At 36.0% G+C, this 16,659-nt stretch carries 11 protein-coding genes; all 11 read left to right on the top strand.

Annotated elements, in window-relative coordinates:
• Positions 1 to 3 precede the first annotated feature (3 nt).
• The 11 genes from D1614_RS18820 (at position 4) to D1614_RS18770 (ending at position 16,071) form a co-directional block, all read left to right on the top strand.
• On the top strand, positions 4 to 1,677 hold the full coding sequence (locus tag D1614_RS18820; protein WP_206610077.1) for a hypothetical protein: 1,674 nt from the start codon (positions 4 to 6) through the stop codon (positions 1,675 to 1,677).
• Positions 1,678 to 1,685: 8 nt separating this feature from the next.
• Entirely contained in the window at positions 1,686 to 2,858 is a 1,173-nt protein-coding gene (locus D1614_RS18815) for an alkaline phosphatase (protein ID WP_241558135.1), read from the top strand.
• Between the two features lie 50 nt (positions 2,859 to 2,908).
• A complete protein-coding gene (locus D1614_RS18810) occupies positions 2,909 to 3,793 on the top strand; it encodes an endonuclease/exonuclease/phosphatase family protein (RefSeq protein WP_119439527.1) in 885 nt (294 codons plus the stop codon).
• 10 nt (positions 3,794 to 3,803) lie between these two features.
• The gene (locus D1614_RS18805; RefSeq protein ID WP_119439526.1) at positions 3,804 to 4,727 is read left to right on the top strand and encodes a metallophosphoesterase; all 924 of its coding nucleotides are present in this window, start codon (positions 3,804 to 3,806) and stop codon (positions 4,725 to 4,727) included.
• Positions 4,728 to 4,746: 19 nt separating this feature from the next.
• Positions 4,747 to 6,636: a glycoside hydrolase family 35 protein gene (locus D1614_RS18800; RefSeq protein WP_162304563.1), complete on the top strand. Its 1,890-nt coding sequence runs from the start codon at positions 4,747 to 4,749 to the stop codon at positions 6,634 to 6,636.
• A gap of 5 nt (positions 6,637 to 6,641) precedes the next feature.
• Positions 6,642 to 7,505, top strand: coding sequence for an alkaline phosphatase family protein (locus D1614_RS18795; RefSeq protein WP_119439524.1), 864 nt, complete (start codon positions 6,642 to 6,644; stop codon positions 7,503 to 7,505).
• Between the two features lie 112 nt (positions 7,506 to 7,617).
• Entirely contained in the window at positions 7,618 to 9,870 is a 2,253-nt protein-coding gene (locus D1614_RS18790; RefSeq protein WP_119439523.1) for a GH92 family glycosyl hydrolase, read from the top strand.
• Between the two features lie 30 nt (positions 9,871 to 9,900).
• The gene (locus tag D1614_RS18785) at positions 9,901 to 12,210 is read left to right on the top strand and encodes a GH92 family glycosyl hydrolase (protein WP_119439522.1); all 2,310 of its coding nucleotides are present in this window, start codon (positions 9,901 to 9,903) and stop codon (positions 12,208 to 12,210) included.
• Between the two features lie 91 nt (positions 12,211 to 12,301).
• A complete protein-coding gene (locus tag D1614_RS18780; protein WP_119439521.1) occupies positions 12,302 to 13,420 on the top strand; it encodes an aldose epimerase family protein in 1,119 nt (372 codons plus the stop codon).
• Between the two features lie 5 nt (positions 13,421 to 13,425).
• Entirely contained in the window at positions 13,426 to 14,541 is a 1,116-nt protein-coding gene (locus D1614_RS18775; RefSeq protein WP_119439520.1) for a glycoside hydrolase family 2 TIM barrel-domain containing protein, read from the top strand.
• A 36-nt stretch (positions 14,542 to 14,577) separates the two neighbouring features.
• Complete coding sequence (locus tag D1614_RS18770; RefSeq protein WP_119439519.1) at positions 14,578 to 16,071, top strand: sulfatase family protein; 1,494 nt, start codon at positions 14,578 to 14,580, stop codon at positions 16,069 to 16,071.
• Positions 16,072 to 16,659 lie beyond the last annotated feature (588 nt).

The following is a 16,659-nucleotide window of genomic DNA, read 5'->3' as shown; positions in this document are numbered from 1 at the left end:
ACAATGGTAAATAAAGCATTAGCATTCATAACTTGCATGTTTATATTCGGCTCTTGCAACGTAAATAAAGAAGCAAGGTATCCGGTTATATTAAATATGGTTCATCATAATCCTGGTGAACCATTATTTGAAACGCAATATACTGAACCTGCATTTTTGAAGTCAAAAGGTTACACTGGTCAAGTGCTTGTGCGTCAAATACAATGTGGAGTAACTTATGATAGATGGGAAAATAATGTAGTACCTGAAAGAACCGAGGAGAAATTGTGGATTGAAAGGCATGCAGCAACACAAAGAATTTTAATGAACAATGCTGTAAAAGCTGAAATGCCTATATACCCATTCATAGATGTTTTAGTTGTGCCGCAATCGTTATTAGCAAAATATGGCGACCAAATGAAAAAAGATGGTCGTTTATCTATTTTACGCGAAAAAACACAAGAAGTATTGAAAGCGCAAATTGAAGAGATTTTTTGGCGTTTCCCTTCATTTGATGGACTCACGGTTAGGCATGGAGAAACATATGTTCATGATACACCATTTCATAAAGGTACTTCGCCTGCAATAACGCCAGAAGAGCATGCAGTGATGATTAATATTTTGCGTGAGGAAGTTTGTGTTAAGCGCAATAAAAAACTTTTTTATCGGACTTGGGATTTTGGTTATTTCCATACAGATCCTGAATATTATTTAAACGCAACAGGTGCAGTAGAGCCGCATGACAATTTGTTTTTCTGTATCAAAAATATTAATGCAGATTTTCAAAGAGGATATCCTTTCAATGTGACAATAGGAATCGGTGAGCATCAGCAGATTATTGAGTTGTCGACAAATTATGCAGGGTTGCATGGGCGAAGCAGTCACCCCTATTACATAGGAAGAGGAGTAATAGAAGGTTGGTCAGAGTTGCAAGATGATGATAGGAAAGGAATTGCTGATTTATACCATGAAACACAAGTAAGGGGTGTTAATATTTGGACTTGGGGCGATGGATGGAAAGGCCCTTATTTTGATAGTGAGTTATGGATTAATTTGAATGAATACATACTTAGAAATTATGCTCTCAATCCAGAAAACGACGAATTGTTACTTTTTAATCAATATGCAAAAAGTGAATTAGGTATTAAAGGAGGGGATATTGCGAGGTTTCGTGAGCTTTGTTTGCTATCTGAAGATGCGGCATATTATGGTCAGTCTTCGCGTTATTTCAAGGTTAATTCATGGTGGTGCCGGGATCAGTTTTTGACTGGTATCAATTTAAAGGAAGTAGTTAAAAAAGATATTAAGGAGAAGGTTTTAGCTGAAAAAGCAGAGGCTGTTGCTGCTTGGCATAGAATAGAAGAGTTAGCATATGAAATACAAATGCCAGATAAGGATAATGAATCTTTTCTGCGAGTTTCTTCTACTTATGGACGTATTAAGTATGAGATTATTTCGATGATTTGGCAGATGCAAGTATTACTTGCAGAGCAGGAATTGGGGAAAATTGTAGATATGGAAGTAGCAGCTAAGTTGTACAATGATTTTGATGAGAAGTGGCAAGAGTGGGAGGAATTAAAGAAAAAAAATGCTAATTGTCCGACTTTATATGAAATTAATAATTCGATTTACTGTGGTTATCCACCGTTTACTCATTCGTTACAAAAGCTAGAAAGTATAATTAAATCAAATAATTAGTAAAACGCATGAATATGATTTTAAGAGGGAAATTGGGTTTATTATGCTTGTTCAGTTTTATTAGTATAGCACTGCAAGCACAGGAAAATTACAAAGATGTAAATACAAAAAATGAGCATACTGTCGAATCGGTATATGAGGTTAAGAATTATGATCAGGCAAAACTAAAATTCAGAAAAAAGCCTAAGAACGTAATATTGTTGATTGGTGATGGTATGGGTGTGTCTCATGTTTTTGCTGGTATGACAGCCAATAAGGGTGCGTTAAATATTCAGAATATGAAAAATATTGGCTTTAGCAAAACGCAAAGCGGTAATAATTACATTACAGATTCTGCTGCTGGAGGTACAGCGTTGGCATGTGGTGTTAAAACCTATAATAATGCGATTGGCATGGATATTAATAAGCAGCCGGTAAAAAGTATTCTTCATTATGCTGAAGATAACAAAAAGGCAACTGGTCTTGTTTCAACATCTGCCATTACGCATGCAACACCTGCATCATTTATTGCTCATGTGGAAAAGCGTGTAATGTATGAAGATATTGCCTCAGATTTTCTAAATACTGATATTAATGTTTTTATAGGAGGAGGTTATAAGCATTTTACAGAAAGAAAGGACGGTCGTAACTTAGTCGATGAGTTGAAAGGTAAAGGTTATATGGTTTATACAGACCTGGATGCTTCGTCAAGTTTTAAGGACGGAAAATTAGCCGTTTTAACTGCTGATGAGCATAACCCCAAATACGATGAGCGTGGTAATATGCTTGAATTAGCAACAAAAAAGTCACTTGAAATATTATCGAATGCTGAAGAAGATGGGTTTTTTCTGATGGTTGAAGGCAGTCAAATTGATTGGGGAAGTCATCAGAATGATGCATCTTATGTTGTTGGTGAAGTTTTAGACTTTGATCAAACAGTTGGTGCTGTATTAGAATTTGCAGTTAAAGATAAAAGTACTCTTGTTATTGTAACAGCGGATCATGAAACTAGTGGTATGTCACTAGAGAAAGGAAATATGAAAAAGGGATATATTAAAGCAGGCTTCACCACTGGTAGTCATACAGGCGTTATGGTTCCTGTATTTGCTTTCGGTAGCGGAGCGGAAGAGTTTCAAGGTATATATGAAAATACAGAAATTTTCAATAAGATTTTTAAGTTAATGCGATTTAAAAAAGATTAAATGGAGTGATTATAATACATGACTTAGTAGTGTCGTTAAAAACAATTTAGATGAAAATAATATATTATATACTGTTAGTTTTATGTGCAATTTCTTTAAATAGTTCAGCTCAGAAAGAAATTAAAGTAATGACTTATAACATGCTCGCAGGATTAGGCGACGAAGCTAATTATGGTGAAGGAAGGCATGAGAAGTTTGTAGAATGGGTTAAAGAACAAAAGCCAGATGTAATAGCATTACAGGAACTTTACCGAGAAGAAAAGACCTTGCTGAAAGACGCCAAGACTTGGGAACATAAGTATACTGCAAAGCGAGGTGCGCTTGGATTGTGTTCTAATGCACCAATCGAAGAAGTCAATAAATACAAGATAGAAGGATTGTGGCATGGATTATTGCACTGTAAAACGTACGGGATTGATTTCTTTGTAGTACATCTAAGCCCTGCCAGTTGGGAATATAGATTGAAGGAAACCCGGATAATAAAAAATATTGTTGACTCAATAACCGATAATTCAAACAAATACATTTTGCTTGGCGACTTCAATGCCCATTCACCATTTGATTGTGAGTTGTATAAGCAGAATCCTGATTTAATTTTGAAATACAAGGGTGGAAAAGCAAACGGAACAAGCAAAAATTTGAACGGTGAGTTTGTCGACTACAGCGTTATGTCATCATTTTATTCTTATCCTTTAATTGATGTTACAGAGCAATTTGTTCCTTGGTATAAGAGACATACTTTTCCAACGCCCATATTGATTGATGTTTGGCGTACTGCAGGGAATATTGGTCGAACTCCCGAAAGAATCGATTACATTTTGACTTCCATCGAAATGAGTAAAAAATGTAAAAGTGTGAAAATATATAATGTTGAGGAGAATGATTATTTATCAGATCATTATCCACTTGAAGCAATTTTTTCAATAGAAGAATAATAGTGAGAATATGCGAATTAAATTAATTCTAGTTGCAACGTTTGCCTTGCTGTTCACGTCGAATAGTATAAGTTTTGCTCAAACATATGCTAAGGAAGCTCAAAACAATGAAAAGTTGTTCTCTTTTGGCCTGATAGCAGATCCTCAATATGTAGATAAAGAAACAAGAGGTAATCGTTATTATAGAAATTCTTTAAACAAACTAGAAACATGTGTACAGGAGTTAAATCAAATGGATTTAGCAATGACTGTTTGCCTAGGAGATCTTATTGATTGCAACTATTCGTCTTACGACTCCATATTGCCTATACTTCATTCCTTGCAATCGAGTACACATAAAGTGTTGGGTAATCATGATTTTGACGTGGAGGATGCGTATATTAAAAATGTAAGAGCTAGGCTGAAGAACAAGAAGGGATATTACTCTTTTAATATCAATGGTTTTACATTTATTGTTCTGGATGGTACTGATTTAAGTCTGTTTGGTACAACACCAGATTCAAAGGCATATCGGCTTGCAAATAAAAAAATGATTGAATTAAAAACGGACAAACATAATAATGCACATGACTGGAATGGAGGGCTAGGTAAAAAGCAGATAAAATGGTTCGACAAGCAATTAGTTAAAGCGGAAAAACGAAACAAAAATTTAATTATTTTTTGTCATTGGCCATTATTGCCTGAGAATGATCATCAGTTATGGGATAATAGATTAATCCTTGGTAAAATAGGAGCATGTCCAAATGTAGTTGCCTGGATTTCTGGCCATTTCCATAAAGGATATTATAAGGAAGAAAATAATATCCATCATTTAACAATAAAAGGGATGGTAGAGTCTGAGCATGAGTCTACATATGGAGTAATTGATGTGTATCAGGATCGGTTAATATTGAGGGGATACGGCGAACAAAAAAGTATAACATTAAAATATTAAATTAAAAGCAGTGATGAGTATGAGGAGTTTATGTAGTTTAGTTTTGTTGTTGCTGTGGGCTTTACAAGGGTTTAGTCAGTCAGAATCATTTGAAATACGCGGCGACCAGTTTTATAAAAATGGTAAGCCTTACAGAGTTTTTTCCGGATCGATACATTATAGCCGTATTCCACATCAAAAATGGAAAGAACGATTGCACCAAGCCCGTGCTATGGGATTAAATACGATATGTACTTATGTTTTTTGGAATTTCCATGAGCAAAAAGATGGTTCGTTTGACTTTACTGGAGATAGGAATCTAAGAAAATTTATTGAACTAGCAGGAGAAGAGGGATTAAACGTGATTGTACGTCCTGGGCCATATGTATGTGCGGAGTGGGATTTAGGAGGATTTCCTGCACGATTACTAGCAGATAAAAACATGCGATTAAGGTGTCTGGATTCACCAGTCTATGTCGAGGAAACAGAGAAATATATTCGGGCTGTTGCAGCAGAAATAACAGATTTGCAAATCTCAAGCGAAAAACCGGGGCCAATAATTATGTTTCAGGTCGAAAATGAATATGGAAGTTATGGTAATGACCACGAATATATTTCTTACCTGGAGAAGTTATTTAAAGATGTAGGTTTTGATGTGCCTTTCTTCACAAGTGATGGGCCAGATGCAAAAAATCTACATGCAGGTACGAGTCCTACAATGCTACCAATCATTAACTTTGCTGAAGATCCAGAAAAGCAATTTAATAAGTTGGCAGAATACCGTGCCAATATTCCGCATATGAGTGGCGAATGGTGGGTTGGATGGTTGACTCATTGGGGCGAAGGAAATTGGAAGAATCAGAACGAGGAAAGACAAAAGAAAGAACTGAAATACATGCTTGAGAATGATAAGAGTTTCAACATGTTTATGTTCCATGGAGGTACCAACTTTGGTTTTTGGGCAGGTGCCAATCATTTCAAAACATATGCTGCAGATATCACAAGCTACGATTATGGTGCTCCACTTACTGAAGGTGGCAATGTAACATCTGAATTTCTTTGGATGCGTGAAATGTTATCTAAATATCAAAATAAAGGAGAAAATAGACTGCCAAAAATTGGTGCTGAACCTAAAGCAATCAATATTGATAGTATTGCTTTGACTAAATCAGCGTTGTTATTTGATCAATTGCCGGTGCAAAACATGATCAAGTCAAAGCAAACCAAAACAATGGAAGAAATTGGACAGGATTTTGGGTTTATTCTTTATAAAACCACACTCGATAGTTGGTTGGATGGAACGATGACTTTAAACGAAGTACATGATTATGCATGGATTTACTTGGATGGTAAGTTAATAGGTGAAGTTAACAGAAATAAATCTAATTGGGATATACAATTACCTGATAACTTAGAAAGAGGCGCTGAGTTACTGATACTAGTTGAAGCAATGGGGCGTAATAATTTTGGTTCACAGTTATTTGATTCAAAAGGGATAACCAACCGTGTTGATTTTAATTATGTTTTCACACAGATGAATTGGGAGATATATCCTTTGCCAATGGACTATGAGTATGTTTCTTCATTAGAGTACAAAAAGGATATTGTTGTTAACAACGAGCCTTCCTTCTATCGTGGAGAGTTTGAGTTATCAGAAGTTGGCGATACTTATCTTGATTTAAGAGCCTGGGGCAAAGGCGTAGTTTGGGTAAATGGTCATAACCTGGGAAGATATTGGAATATTGGCCCTCAGTATGATTTATATGTACCTGATTGTTGGTTGAAGGAAGGCAAAAATGAAATTATAATATTTGAAACATCGAAGAGTGATGTGCCAAAATATATTTCAGGTGTTAAAACACGTGTAAGCTTATCAAAAGGAGAAATAGATAAGAATAAATTAGATAGTCATAACGGAAATGTAAATTAGTAAAGATGAAAAAGATAGTAATACTGTTAGTGTGCACATTAATTATCAATGTACTTTCTGCACAAAATAAAACCAATAAGTGTATAATAATTGGAATTGACGGTGCAAGGCCGGATGCAACATTATTTGCAAATACACCACATATTGATTCTTTAGTTCTTAATGGGGCATTTTCTTTTACTGCACAAGCTGATCCGATTAGTCGAAGTGGTATTTGTTGGACAGGGATGTTAACAGGTGTATGGCATGAAAAGCATAATGTTTTAACTAATAGTTATAAAGATTATCATGGTGATGATTATCCTCATTTCTATAAACGCTTAAAACAAGCTAATAAAAAACTAAAGTTACATTCAATCGTTAATTGGTCACCAATTCATAAAATTTTAGAACCAAAAGATTGTGATATCCTGGAGACATACGGTAATGATGATTTGGTGACTGAACGCGTGGTGGAAGTGATCAAACAAGAGGAGAGTGATGTGATTTTTGTGCAGCTTGATCATGTTGATCATATCGGTCACAAGGTAAATCATAGTATTCAAAGGCCAGATTACTTAAAATCAATCGAGGAAGCTGATGCACAGATTGGACTAATGCTAGATGCAATAAATGAAAGAAAAAATAAAGAAAATGAAAATTGGTATGTAATTGTTTCGACGGATCACGGCGGTGATGTTACTGGTCATGGAAGAGATATACCTATTCACACCACTGTTTTTTACATCATAAATGGTCCGGAAGTGAAGAAAGGAGAAATAAGCGAACAGGTTAATATAACTGATATTGCTGTGACTGTATTAAAAATAATGGGTGTCAATGCTAAAACAGATTGGAACCTGGACGGTGCGGTAAGGGGGTTAAATTAAATAGCCAATAAAGACCTTTCGTTTTTAGATGACATGATGTTAATAGAAAAATGCCTGAATGTTATCATTTTTTGATTCAGGCATTTTTTTTGTGTCCTAACATAAAATTTATATGAAAGAAAGAAAGAAAAAAATTAACAGTATTGTATATCTTGTTTTACTTGCATTAGGGGTGTTTAGCATATCTTGTGACAGCCATTCAATTGATGATAAAGAAAATTCACCTGTCGATTTTGTTAATCCTTATATGGGTAATATTAGTCATTTATTGGTTCCTACCTTCCCGACTATCCATTTACCCAACAGTATGTTGCGAGTATATCCCGAAAGAAGGGATTATACTGGCGTTGAATTAAACGGCTTACCTCTGGTTGTGACAAGCCACCGGGGAAGTTCTGCGTTTAATTTGAGTCCTTTTCAAGGAGGTGAAGATGATTTAAAGCCAGTAATACAATATAGTTACGATCAGGAAAAAATAACTCCTTATTCTTATTCCGTATTCTTGGATGAACAACAAATTCAAGTTGATTACGCTTTGTCTCATCAATCGGCTGTTTATGAATTGGAATTTGAGCAGGACAAACCTATCCATCTAATACTAAATTCAAAAAAGGGAAAAGTGATATGGGATGGTCATGCTTTCAGTGGATACCAACTCATTGAGAATAATACGAAAGTTTACCTGTATTTAGTACCTGATGTATTGCCACAACAGGTTTCTACATTTAAGGATGAGACTTTGATTACTGCCAACACTGCAGAAGGCAGAAATGCCTGTTTAGTTTTTGAATATCCGCCAGATGTAAAAAAAATAAACTTAAAATACGGTATTTCTTTTATTGATGAGATTCAGGCTCGTGACAATATGGAACGTGAGATTTCAGGAAAGAACCTCGCAATACTTCAGTCTGAAGGACGTGATATCTGGAATAAAGCACTTAGTAAAATAAAAATTGAGGGTGGCACCAATGATCAGCAAACTATATTTTATACCTCCATGTACAGGTGTTTTGAACGACCTGTATGTATTTCAGAAGGTGGGAGGTATTATAGCGCCTTTGATGGTGCGGTTCATGATGATAAAGGACGACCCTTTTACACAGATGACTGGATATGGGACTCATACCGCGCTCAACACCCTTTAAGGATTTTAGTCGATCCGGAGCGTGAAGAAGATATCCTTCATTCTTTTTTGTTAATGGCCGAACAGATGGAGCATTTTTGGATGCCCACATTTCCTGAAGTGACAGGTGATAGCCGACGTATGAACTCAAATCATGCTGTTGCTTCTTTTATTGATGCGCACCGTAAAGGATTAGATAATTTTAGTTTGGCACAAGCTTATGCTGCTGCAAAAGGTGCAATTACAGAAAAAACACTGGCACCCTGGTCGGGTCTTCCTGCCGGCGAGCTTGATCGATTTTATGAAGAAAATGGTTACATCCCGGCACTGCGTCAAAATGAAAAAGAAACCATTCCCGAAGTGCATCCGTTTGAATCACGACAGCCGGTTGCCGTAACACTCGGAACTTCATACGATCATTGGTGTTTAGCCCAGTTAGCTCAAGAGTTGGGGATGAGGGACGAAGCTGACTCGTTTCATGTTACTTCACTAAATTACCGTCACCTCTTTAATGAAAAGACCCATTTTTTCCACCCGAAAGACAGTAAGGGAGAGTTTATAGAACCTTTCGATTATCGTTGGTCAGGAGGTATGGGAGCTCGAAAATATTATGGCGAAAATAATGGCTGGATTTATCGTTGGGATGTACCTCATAATATTCCCGACTTAATTAGTCTGATGGGAGGTAACGAAAGGTTTGTAGAAAACCTGGATGCTACTTTTACAGAGCCACTAGGTCGAAGTAAATATGCATTTTATGCTCAGTTGCCCGACCATACCGGAAATGTTGGGCAATTCTCAATGGCCAATGAACCATCACTACATGTACCATATCTTTACAACTATGCAGGTCAGCCATGGAAAACTCAGAAGCGTATTCGTAAGTTGATGGAAGAGTGGTTCCGGAATGACTTAATGGGCGTGCCCGGAGATGAAGATGGTGGAGGGATGTCTTCTTTTGTCGTATTCTCAGCCATGGGATTTTATCCGGTAACGCCAGGTCAACCTGTCTACACCATTGGAAGCCCCATATTTGAGCATGTTTCTCTAGCCTTGGGTAATGGTAAAACATTTGAAATTAAAGCAATTGATGTGTCTGATGATAATAAATATATTCAGTCGGCAACCTTAAATGGTGAAAAATTGGAGCAACCCTGGTTTACTCATGAAACGATTATGAATGGTGGAGAGCTGGTTCTTGAGATGGGGGCAAAAGCCAATAAAGCCTGGGGCATAAAATAGATGTTACTTCAATATGAAAAATTTATGGTAATGAAATTGATACAACACTGGTGCAAGACCTGTACATTGGTATGTTTAATGGCCTTATTTTTTTGTGGGAAACCAATTGAAGTAGGTGCTCAGGCATTCAATGCGGTAAATTATGTGAATACATTGATGGGAACCGATTCGGAATACAAGTTATCCAATGGAAATACATATCCGGCTATTGCCCGACCCTGGGGCATGAATTTCTGGACCCCTCAAACAGGTAAAATGGGTAATGGGTGGGTGTATAGCTATGATGCCAACAAAATTCGTGGCTTCAAACAAACACATCAGCCCAGCCCATGGATTAACGATTATGGTCAATTTTCACTCTTCCCGATGACCAATAAATTAACGATTAATGAGGATGAAAGAGGAAGTTGGTTTTCACATAAAGCAGAAGTAGCAAAACCACATTATTATAAAGTCTATTTGGCAGATTACGATGTGGTGACCGAGATTACACCAACAGAAAGGGCTGCAATGTTTCGATTTACATTTCCTGAAAATCAAAAATCATATGTTCTTGTTGATGCCTTTGATGAAGGTTCTTATATAAAACTTATCCCCTCAGAGAAAAAAATTATAGGTTATACTACCCGTAATAAAGGAGGCGTACCGGATAATTTTAAGAATTATTTTGTGGTGGTTTTTGATAAACCATTTAACGAAAGTCAGGTTTGGAGTAATAACAAAATAATTGAGGGAATATCCGAATTGCAATCAGATCATGTAGGTGCAGCGATTCAATTTCGCACTACAAAGGGGGAGAAAGTCCATGCTCGTGTGGCATCTTCATTTATCAGCTATGAACAAGCCGAATTGAACTTAAAAGAACTAGGCGGTGATACTTTTGACGAAGTGAAAGCAAAAGGTAAAGCTATTTGGAATAAAGAATTGTCTCGCATAAAAGTGGAAGGCGGAACGGATGATCAGATAAAAACGTTTTATTCAGCCTTGTATCGTGTCTTACTTTTTCCTCGAAAGTTTTACGAGTTTAATGCAGATGGAGATATGGTGCATTATAGTCCTTATAATGGAGAAGTTCTACCCGGCTATATGTTTACAGATAATGGTTTCTGGGATACCTTTCGGGCTGTTTTTCCCTTTTTTAATTTAATGTATCCTTCGCTGAATGAAAAAATACAAGAAGGTCTGGCAAATACCTATAAAGAAAGTGGGTTTTTGCCTGAATGGGCAAGTCCCGGACATCGTGATTGTATGGTTGGCTCAAATTCAGCTACGATTGTTGCAGATGCCTATTTGAAAGGAGTCCGTGGATATGACATCGACGCTCTTTGGGATGCGGTAGTTAAAAACACAACCCATGAGGGACCATTGCATTCAGTTGGTCGGTATGGTGTTGACTATTACAATGAGTTAGGGTATGTGCCATATGATGTAGGGGTCAATGAGAATGTGGCGCGTACATTGGAATATGCTTTTGCCGACTTTTGTGTTTATAAACTTGGTAAAGCACTGGGTAAGCCTGAACATGAAATTGAAATATTTGCCAAGCGCTCCATGAACTACAAGAATGTTTTTGACCATGAATACAAGCTAATGCGTGGGAAGAACAAAGATGGTACATTTCAGCAACCGTTCAGTCCTTTCAAGTGGGGTGATGCTTTTACCGAAGGAAATAGCTGGCATTACACATGGTCAGTATTTCACGATGTTCAAGGGCTGATTGACCTGATGGGGGGTAGGCAGTCATTTGTTTCTATGCTCGATTCTGTATTTGTGGTTCCTCCAATCTTTGATGATTCATATTATGGAAAAGTGATTCACGAGATTCGGGAAATGCAGATTATGAACATGGGTAATTATGCGCATGGCAATCAGCCCATACAACACATGATTTATTTGTATAACTATGCCGGTCAGCCATGGAAAACCCAGTATTGGGTGCGTGAAGTAATGAATCGTTTATATACGCCTCAGGCAGATGGTTATTGCGGTGATGAGGATAATGGGCAAACATCAGCTTGGTATGTGTTTAGCGCGATGGGATTTTATCCGGTTACACCTGCAGTATCACAATATGTGATAGGTGCTCCACTATTTAAAAAGGTTACCATAAGTTTAGAAAATGGCAAATTCATAGAAATTAATTCTCCCGAAAACAATGAAGATAATCGGTACATTCAATCAATTAAATTGAATGGTAAGCGATACAGTAAAAATTACTTCCGGTACGAAGAGCTATTGAAGGGTGCTACCATAAACATTGAAATGGGTGAAAAGCCTAATACAAAACGGGGTAGTGCAGAAAAGGACTTTCCTTATTCGTTTTCGAAAGAAGGTGAATGATTTTGGGAACTAACCTTTGGATTTTTATATAGAATCATTCATTGTAAAGTGAGCTTTGCTGTAAAAAACTAAATGAATAATTTAATAAAATATGAGATTTTATGTATTTATATTATTGGTGTTAATTTATTCTTGCCAAAAGAAACAAGCAGGTGCAGAGCTGATTAGTAGACAAAATTTTGAAGGTAGTATAAATGGAAAAGAGGTTGATCTATTTACCTTAACAAATCAGAATGGACTGGTGATGCAAATTACCAATTTTGGAGGTCGTATAGTAAGTTTATGGGTTCCGGATAAGGAAGGTAATTATGAAGATATTGTATTAGGTTATGAAACTTTAGAGGGCTATTTAGAGTCAAATGAAATATATTTTGGAGCTTTAATAGGGCGCTATAGCAATCGCATTGCTAATGGGAAGTTCACATTAAATGATACTACCTATGTTTTAGCAAAAAATAATGATAATCATCATTTACATGGGGGGAAAACAGGATTCAATGATGTTGTTTGGGATGCACATCAAATCTCAGGTTCAGAATTGATATTGAAACACCTGTCAAAAGATGGAGAAGAGGGGTATCCAGGTAATCTTACTGTAAAAGTAATTTATAAATTGACGAGTCGCAATGAGTTGAAAATTAATTATGTAGCTAATTCAGATAAAGCAACTCCCATTAATCTTACACATCATTCATTTTTTAACTTGCATGGAGCAGGCAAAGGAACAATAAATGACCATATTCTTCAAATTAATTCCACGCAGTACACTCCCGTTAAGGATGGTTTAATTCCAACGGGATGCATTGAGAGTGTAAAAAATACTCCTTTTGATTTTACTAAACCAACATTAATAGGGGAGCAATTAGATCGTAATAATCAACAGATTAAATATGGTCTAGGGTACGACCACAACTTTGTATTGTGTGGTTCAGGCTTAAAACAAGCGGCAGTAATATTTGATCCAGTTTCAGGGAGAAAAATGGAGGTTATTACTGATGAGCCTGGTTTGCAATTTTATGGAGGTAATTTTTTAAATGGAAAAGATGTTGGTAAAGGAGGTTTGCCTTATAATTTCAGAACGGCTTTTTGTCTTGAAACACAACATTTTCCAGATAGTCCAAATCAAGAACATTTTCCTACAACTATTTTACTTAAAGGACAAACCTATACATCTACTTGTATTTATAAATTCAGTGTTACCGATAAATAATAATTATGTACAAAACTAACTTTTTAATATTCGCTTATTTAATTATAGTATTATTTGCTTCATGTGGTCAAAAAAAGAAAGATACACTAAGCCAAAGCAAGATGTCAAGTGAATTGACTATATCAGCAAAGTGGTCAGAAGATAAGGCTAACATGTGGTGGAAAAGCAAACCGTGGTTGAGAGGTGCTAATTTTAACCCAAGTACAGCAATAAATCAATTAGAGTTTTGGCAAGAAGATAGTTTTGATCCTGAGACTATTGATAGAGAATTGGGGTGGGCTGAAAATATTGGCCTAAATTGCATGCGCGTTTATTTACATCATGTTGCATGGGAAGTTGATAATAGTGGATTTAAAAAACGCATCAGCACTTATTTAGAAATAGCAAATAAGCATAACATAATGACTATTTTCGTGTTTTTTGATGATTGCTGGAATGCTAATTATAAGGCAGGGAAACAACCAGATCCTAAACCCGGAATCCACAATTCGGGGTGGGTTCGTGATCCAGGTGATTTATTGTTTACAAGTGATAATTTAATGCCAATTCTTGAAACATATGTAAAAGATATATTAGAAACATTTAAAAACGATGAAAGAATAATTTTGTGGGATTTATATAATGAACCTGGAAACTCCGGTTATAAAAATAAATCTTTGCCACTATTAAAAAATGTGTTTTCGTGGGCTAGAAGTGTAAGTCCAGAACAACCTTTAACTTCTGGTATTTGGGACAAGAGTTTAATAGATCTTAATAAATTTCAAATAGAGAATTCAGATATTATTACCTATCACAATTATAGTGATGAGATACTTCATCAGAGAGCTATAGATTCATTGAAGATATATAATAGACCAATGATTTGTACAGAATATATGGCTCGTAAGCATAATAGCCTGTTCAGTAATATTATGCCTATATTAAAAAAGCAGAATATAGGTGCTATTAATTGGGGGCTAGTGGCAGGGAAGTCTAATACTAAATATGCTTGGGATGAACCAATTCCTGATGGTTCAGATCCTGAACTTTGGTTTCATGATATTTTCCATAAAGATGGCACTCCGTATAAACAAGGAGAAGTTAATGTTATTAAAGAGTTGTGCCTCATTCAAGCAAAATAGTATCACAAAATTTGGACTAGTTAACTACTTTAAAAAATGAAAAGTTATTGTAAAAACAGTATTATTGGATCATCTATTTTAATCATGGTATTCTTTTTGTACTCCTGCCAGCAATTAAAGACAGAAGTAAACAAGAAACCTAATATCCTATTTCTTTTTGCAGACGACCAACGTTCAGGAACAATTAGGGAATTGGGAAATATTGAAATTATTACTCCCAACCTGGATAAACTTGTAAAGAAGGGAGTAAGTTTTAGCAATACCTATATTATGGGCGGTAACAGTCCAGCAGTTTGCTCACCAAGTAGGGCAATGCTTTTAACAGGCCGTCATTTGTATGGCATTGAGACACAAGATTGGCAATCGCCAATATTAGAAGAAACGGAATCTATGCCTGAAACTTTCATAAAAGCTGGTTATGCTACCTTTGGTACTGGGAAGCATCATAATGGGAAGGATGTATTTGCAAGAGGTTTTTCGGATGGCGATGAGATTTTTTTTGGTGGTATGTGTGACCATTGGAATGTTCCTGTCTATCATTTTGATAGCACAGGAAAGTATGATAAGAAAACACCATATATAAAAAATCCATGGCACGATAATAATGTAGAGTATATTGAGAATTGTGACCATGTAATACAAGGAAAACATTCGAGCGAACTATTTGCAGATGCAGCCATTGATTTTTTAAAAAGTCACGATAACAAAAAGCCTTTCTTTGCTTATATCTCTTTCACTGCGCCCCACGACCCTCGTTCTATGCCAAAAGAATATAAGCAGATGTATGATACTTCAACCATATCTATACCACCTAACTTTTTACCAATCCATCCTTGGGATTTTGGAGAGTTAAAAATAAGAGATGAAATGTTAGCAGGTTTTCCAAGAACTAAAGCTGAAATAAAAACAAACTTGCGTGATTATTATGCCATGATTACTCACATGGATGCTCAAATAGGTAGAATAATTGCACAATTGAAAGCATCAGGAGAATATGAAAACACCATAATCATTTTTTCTGCTGATAACGGATTGGCAGTTGGACAACATGGTTTGATGGGTAAACAAAATTTATATGAGCATAGTATTGGTGTTCCTTTTGTGATATCAGGACCTGGAATTCCTGAAAATGAAAAAAGAGAAGCCTTAAATTATCTGTTCGATGTGTTTCCTACGCTTTGTGAGCTAGTAGATATTGAAAGTCCAGAAACCGTTCAAGGAAGAAGTTTTGCAGCATCTATAAACGATGAGAATAAAACACATAGAGAAAGTATGACATATGGCTATAAAGAGTTTATGAGAGCCTATCGAAAAGAAAATCTCAAACTAATAGAATATTTGGTAAAGGGAGAAAGGCATTCTCAGTTTTTCAACTTGGATCAAGACCCTTATGAAAAGAATAATTTAGTGGCTCAAGAAGAATATTCGTTAAAATATCTTGAAATGAAAGAAGTGATGGTTCAAGAAATGAAAGCATTGAAAGATACAAGCCAGATTTACAAACAACTATTAAAAGAAACCTTAAAATAAAACGAGGCACAACATTGCATTAATGATAATAGTCGTAATACTAGTAAATTAAGGAGTTTTAGCCTTCAATCGGCTACTGTTTTTATGCAAATCGTTAACGATTAATTGATAAACTCCATTTTATTTTGGCGAATAATAATGTAGTCGTACTTGAAAGGAGTAAGGCTACAATGATTGTTAACAATAGTCAAGGAAGAAATAGACCCTCAAAAGTTATATTTAATGTTGTCGATTTGGCAGTATTTGTACAACTCTGGTTATGGAACTTTCAAGATGATATAGGCCTAGGGAGTTTCTTATTTATAACTTTAATGAAATGCAATTTGACATAAAACCTTAATATCTTATTATTGAAAACTTCCTAAACAGATTAAGACTGAAGAATAATTCTCAAAATTACTAAGGGAAATATATGTCTGGAAAAAACGGTCAAAGTGACCACCCAAGGCCGGAATAAAATGACCACCCTCGCCAGTTTAAACTGACCACCCCGTGCCGGAGCAAACTGACCACCTGCGCCGGACTAAAGTGACCACCCATCAAAAGAGATTGATTTTACTTCTGTCGAAGCCATAATTTCATACTGAT

Origin of the sequence: Maribellus luteus, assembly GCF_003576475.1 — a bacterium.
GTDB classification, from domain to species: Bacteria; Bacteroidota; Bacteroidia; order Bacteroidales; family Prolixibacteraceae; genus Draconibacterium; species Draconibacterium luteum.
Note: the sequence above shows the minus strand (reverse complement) of the source record. Positions and strands in the feature narration are given on the sequence as shown.

Coding starts and splice junctions, on each gene's coding strand:
- D1614_RS18820 (WP_206610077.1), top strand. CDS start 4: ATGGTAAATAAAGCATTAGCATTCATAACTTGCATGTTTATATTCGGC.
- D1614_RS18815 (WP_241558135.1), top strand. CDS start 1,686: ATGAATATGATTTTAAGAGGGAAATTGGGTTTATTATGCTTGTTCAGT.
- D1614_RS18810 (WP_119439527.1), top strand. CDS start 2,909: ATGAAAATAATATATTATATACTGTTAGTTTTATGTGCAATTTCTTTA.
- D1614_RS18805 (WP_119439526.1), top strand. CDS start 3,804: ATGCGAATTAAATTAATTCTAGTTGCAACGTTTGCCTTGCTGTTCACG.
- D1614_RS18800 (WP_162304563.1), top strand. CDS start 4,747: ATGAGGAGTTTATGTAGTTTAGTTTTGTTGTTGCTGTGGGCTTTACAA.
- D1614_RS18795 (WP_119439524.1), top strand. CDS start 6,642: ATGAAAAAGATAGTAATACTGTTAGTGTGCACATTAATTATCAATGTA.
- D1614_RS18790 (WP_119439523.1), top strand. CDS start 7,618: ATGAAAGAAAGAAAGAAAAAAATTAACAGTATTGTATATCTTGTTTTA.
- D1614_RS18785 (WP_119439522.1), top strand. CDS start 9,901: ATGAAATTGATACAACACTGGTGCAAGACCTGTACATTGGTATGTTTA.
- D1614_RS18780 (WP_119439521.1), top strand. CDS start 12,302: ATGAGATTTTATGTATTTATATTATTGGTGTTAATTTATTCTTGCCAA.
- D1614_RS18775 (WP_119439520.1), top strand. CDS start 13,426: ATGTACAAAACTAACTTTTTAATATTCGCTTATTTAATTATAGTATTA.
- D1614_RS18770 (WP_119439519.1), top strand. CDS start 14,578: ATGAAAAGTTATTGTAAAAACAGTATTATTGGATCATCTATTTTAATC.